General features: G+C 44.1%; 3 protein-coding genes. All 3 read left to right on the forward strand.

Features of this window, described 5'->3' with window-relative positions:
* The first annotated feature begins 347 nt into the window (after positions 1 to 347).
* The 3 genes from nagA to BCT81_RS23920 all read left to right on the forward strand — a co-directional run bounded on the left by nagA (position 348) and on the right by BCT81_RS23920 (position 4,372).
* Positions 348 to 1,484 carry an N-acetylglucosamine-6-phosphate deacetylase gene (gene nagA / locus BCT81_RS23910; protein WP_102426084.1) on the forward strand — a complete coding sequence of 379 codons (1,137 nt, stop codon included), beginning with the start codon at positions 348 to 350 and terminating at the stop codon, positions 1,482 to 1,484.
* 2 nt (positions 1,485 to 1,486) lie between these two features.
* Positions 1,487 to 2,701, forward strand: coding sequence for an ROK family protein (locus tag BCT81_RS23915; RefSeq protein WP_102426085.1), 1,215 nt, complete (start codon positions 1,487 to 1,489; stop codon positions 2,699 to 2,701).
* Between the two features lie 84 nt (positions 2,702 to 2,785).
* Positions 2,786 to 4,372 (forward strand): cation:proton antiporter family protein, encoded by a 1,587-nt coding sequence (locus BCT81_RS23920; protein ID WP_102426086.1) that lies wholly within the window; start codon positions 2,786 to 2,788, stop codon positions 4,370 to 4,372.
* Positions 4,373 to 4,510 lie beyond the last annotated feature (138 nt).

Raw genomic sequence — 4,510 nt, forward strand, 5'->3', positions numbered from 1 at the left:
TAATCACCAGTTTTCACCAAATCCAGAGGTTTTTGCTAGCGAGATCATAAAACTTATTTTATCATTCAAAAAAATGAACATTTATAGATAAAATCCAAATCTAACTATTGGGTCAAAAGTGAGTTATTTTCGGTATTAAAAGCTAGCTAACTTACTGATATTTTTAACCCAAACTCATAAAAACAATGAATTGTTCACATATTTTTCAAACACTTAAAATCGCTTCGCACTTTGAAGCCGTTTGCCCATAAAAGTTAAATCGTTACGTAAATGATGCTCGCAAACTAAGTCAACATTTAGGTAACGAACGAATTTAAAAGATCTGACGAAATAAGGATTAGCTGACTATGTACGCGCTAAGTAACTGTAAAATTTACACTGGTAGTGATGTTCTAACCGATCATGCTGTAGTAATCGAAAACGAACTGATCAAAAAAGTCTGCCCTATCTCTGAATTACCAGAAGGTATCGAGGTTCGTGACCTAGACGGTGCAAACCTAAGCCCGGGTTTCATTGACCTACAGCTGAATGGTTGTGGTGGCGTGATGCTGAACGATGAAATCACTGCAGAAACAATGCAGATCATGCACAAAGCAAACCTAAAATCAGGCTGTACTAGCTTCTTGCCTACTCTGATTACTTCTTCAGATGAAGACATGCGCGCAGTTATCACAGCAGCTCGTGAATACCATAACCAATATCAGAACCAATCTTTAGGTCTTCACCTTGAAGGTCCATACCTAAACGTTGCGAAAAAAGGCATTCACAGCGTTGATCATATTCGTAAGTCTGACAGCGAGATGATTGAGCTTATCTGTGAGAACAGCGACCTTGTTGCGAAAGTAACACTGGCTCCTGAGCTGAACGACCCAGAGCATATCGAACGTCTACACAAAGCTGGTGTTGTCGTTTCTATCGGTCATACCAACGCAACTTATGCAGAAGCGCGCCAAGGTTTCGAATCTGGCATCACATTCGCAACGCACCTATTCAATGCAATGACGCCTATGGTTGGTCGTGAACCTGGTGTGGTTGGCGCTATCTACGACACACCTGAGGTGTACGCAGGCATCATCGCCGACGGTTTCCACGTTGATTACGCAAACATCAGAATTGCGCATAAAGTCAAGAGAGAAAAGTTAGTATTAGTGACGGATGCCACAGCTCCTGCAGGTGCTGACATGGAATACTTTATTTTTGTCGGTAAGAAAGTATATTACCGAGATGGTAAGTGTGTTGATGAAAACGGCACACTGGGCGGCTCAGCTCTGACTATGATTGAAGCAGTTCAGAACACAGTTGAGCACGCTGGTATCGCTTTAGACGAAGCTCTTCGCATGGCTACACTATACCCAGCTACAGCTATCGGTGTAGAAAGCAAGCTAGGTCGAATCAAGAAAGGCATGGTTGCAAACCTAGCTGTATTTGACCGAGACTTTAACGTTAAAGCGACTGTTGTTAATGGACAATACGAGCACAATTAAGTATGAATGGCGGACAAATAGGTAACGTAGACTTAGTTAAACAACTAAACAGTGCGGCGGTATACCGACTGATAGACCAACAAGGGCCTATCAGTCGTATACAAGTGGCTGATGTAAGCCAACTCGCACCGGCAAGTGTTACAAAAATTACCCGCCAACTATTAGAGCGCGGCCTAATTAAAGAGGTCGCACAGCAAGCGTCTACTGGCGGTAGACGCGCTATCTCTCTAACCACAGAAGTAGAGCCTTTTCACTCTATCGCTGTGCGCTTAGGGCGAGACTACATTCAAGTTAGCCTTCACGACCTTGGTGGCCGTGAATTGGCTTTCCAACAGCAAGACCTTAACTATTCAGATCAGTCAGACCTTACTCAAGGCTTGGTCAATACGCTTAAGACCTTCATCGCTGAACACCAGCCGAAAATCGATCAGCTGATTGCGATTGGCGTGACCCTTCCAGGCTTAGTGAACCCGACGACGGGTGTCGTTGAGTACATGCCAAATACAGACATCGATAATCTTGCATTAAGCGACATTATTCGCGACACATTCCATGTCGCTTGTTTTGTTGGTAACGATGTTCGCGGAATGGCACTAGCTGAACACTACTTTGGCGCGAGCCAAGACAGCCAAGACTCTATCTTAGTGAGTGTTCACCGCGGTACTGGTGCAGGTATTATCGTTAACGGTCAGGTTTTCTTAGGTCATAACCGTAACGTCGGTGAAATCGGTCATATCCAAATCGATCCACTTGGTGAACAGTGCCAATGTGGTAACTTTGGTTGTCTTGAAACGGTAGCGGCAAACCCTGCAATCGTTGAGCGCGTGCAAAAACTGATTAAACAAGGCTATGAGTCTTCTTTAACCGAGCTTGAGCGTATTACTATTCAAGACGTTTGCGACCACGCAATGAATGGCGACGAATTAGCTAAGCAGAGCTTGGTTCGAGTAGGAAACCAGTTAGGTAAAGCGATCGCGATGACGATCAACCTATTTAACCCTCAAAAAGTGATCATCGCTGGTGATATTACTAAGGCACAAGAGATTGTTTTCCCTGCAATTAAGCGCAATGTAGAGAATCAGTCGCTAACGACTTTCCATAGCGGCCTGCCTATTGTAGCATCACAGATCGATAAACATCCTACGATGGGAGCTTTTGCTATGATCAAGCGCGCCATGCTCAATGGTGTGTTACTGCAGAAGCTACTTGAAGATTAAAGAACAATAATTCTGATTTTCCGCGGGCCGTGTTTGTATAAACACGGCCCGTTTTTTTAAGCTAGGGAACTACAACAACAAGTTATGGAACTTATATTAATATCCACTGCGTTTATCGCAGGATTTATTGCTTTAAAGTGTCACCTTCCCCCATTAGTTGGTTTTTTGGTTGCAGGCTTTGGGCTTTTTGCCTTTGGTTTTGAAACCAATGACACCATCATTACTTTAGCTGACCTTGGTGTTACGCTGCTTCTATTTACTATCGGCTTAAAGCTCGACATCAAAACCCTGCTCTCTAAAGAGATCTGGGCTGGCGCGACAATCCACAACCTTTTGTCCACTCTGTTTTTCGCTGTCGCCCTATTTGGTTTTAAGTTCTTAGGTATTTCATCACTAGCTGCCATGTCGGTAGAACAGATCGTTCTGCTCGGTTTTGCTCTTTCATTCTCTAGTACGGTATTTGCGGTTAAGACTCTGCAAGAGAAAGGTGAAATGAATGCGACTTACGGAACGTTGGCGATTGGTATCTTGGTCATGCAGGATATCTTCGCGGTAGTATTCCTAACGGCTTCTACGGGTAAAATACCTGAGTGGTATGCGATTGCTCTGTTTGCCCTCCCCTTGTTACGTCCACTTTTCTACAAAGTGCTCGATTGGGTTGGTCACGGTGAGATGTTGGTTCTATCCGGCATCTTCTTCGCATTAGTCGTCGGTGCTGGTTTATTCCATTTGGTTGGTGTTAAGCCAGACCTGGGCGCTCTGGTTCTAGGTATGTTACTTGCTGGTCACCCAAAAGCCTCAGAGCTATCAAAATCGCTGTTTAACCTTAAAGAGCTTTTCCTTGTCTGTTTCTTCTTGAACATTGGTTTGTCAGAGCAACCAACCATTCAAGGCTTTATGCTTGCAATCTTGTTCTTACTGATGCTGCCAGTGAAAGGTGTTCTCTACTTCTTGGTGCTCAACCGTTTCAAGTTCCGTGTTAGAACGTCTCTACTTGCCTCTTTATCACTGTTTAACTACAGCGAATTTGGCCTCATCGTTGGTGGCCTCGCCTTCAAAATGGGTTGGATGTCTGGCGATATCTTAGTTGCCGTCGCGATTGCGGTTTCACTGTCGTTCTTAATCGCTGCACCTTTAAACCGAGCTGGTCACAAGCTTTATCAGCAGTCAGGTAAATGGCTGAAAGAGCATGCGTCAGAAAAGCTTCACCGACGTGATAAGCGAATTGACCCAGGCCGAGCACAAGTGCTTATTCTTGGTATGGGCCGAATTGGTACTGGTGCTTATGACGAATTACGCTCTCGCTATGGCAAGGTAAGTTTAGGTGTCGAAGTTCGTGAAGAAGCAGCACACAACCACAGAAGCCACGGTAGAAACGTGATTTCTGGCGACGCGACCGACCCAGACTTCTGGGAGCGCATCTTAGATACTGCGAATGTAAAGCTGGTTATCTTAGCCATGCCACACCACCAAGGTAACCAGACCGCTTTAGATCAACTAAAGTCACGTAACTTTAAAGGACAGATCGCAGCTATCGCAGAATACCCTGATCAAGTCGAAACCTTGAAAGAGAATGGTGTTGATGCCGCATTCAATATCTACAGCGAAGCCGGTAGTGGTTTTGCTCGCCATGTTTGTGAACAATTAAACCCAAACATCAACAAAATCTAGCCTAAATCCCTCTCAGAAAAACCTCTCAAGGCTGTGAATTTTCGCACTTTTGAGAGGTTTTTGTATAAAAAACCAACCACATTTAGATACCAAACACCAAAACAACAAAATAATTAAATAATTTCTAATATAACACCC

This window comes from Vibrio sp. 10N.261.52.A1 (genome assembly GCF_002876325.1).
Classification (GTDB): domain Bacteria; phylum Pseudomonadota; class Gammaproteobacteria; order Enterobacterales; family Vibrionaceae; genus Vibrio; species Vibrio chagasii.

Coding starts and splice junctions, on each gene's coding strand:
- nagA (WP_102426084.1), top strand. CDS start 348: ATGTACGCGCTAAGTAACTGTAAAATTTACACTGGTAGTGATGTTCTA.
- BCT81_RS23915 (WP_102426085.1), top strand. CDS start 1,487: ATGAATGGCGGACAAATAGGTAACGTAGACTTAGTTAAACAACTAAAC.
- BCT81_RS23920 (WP_102426086.1), top strand. CDS start 2,786: ATGGAACTTATATTAATATCCACTGCGTTTATCGCAGGATTTATTGCT.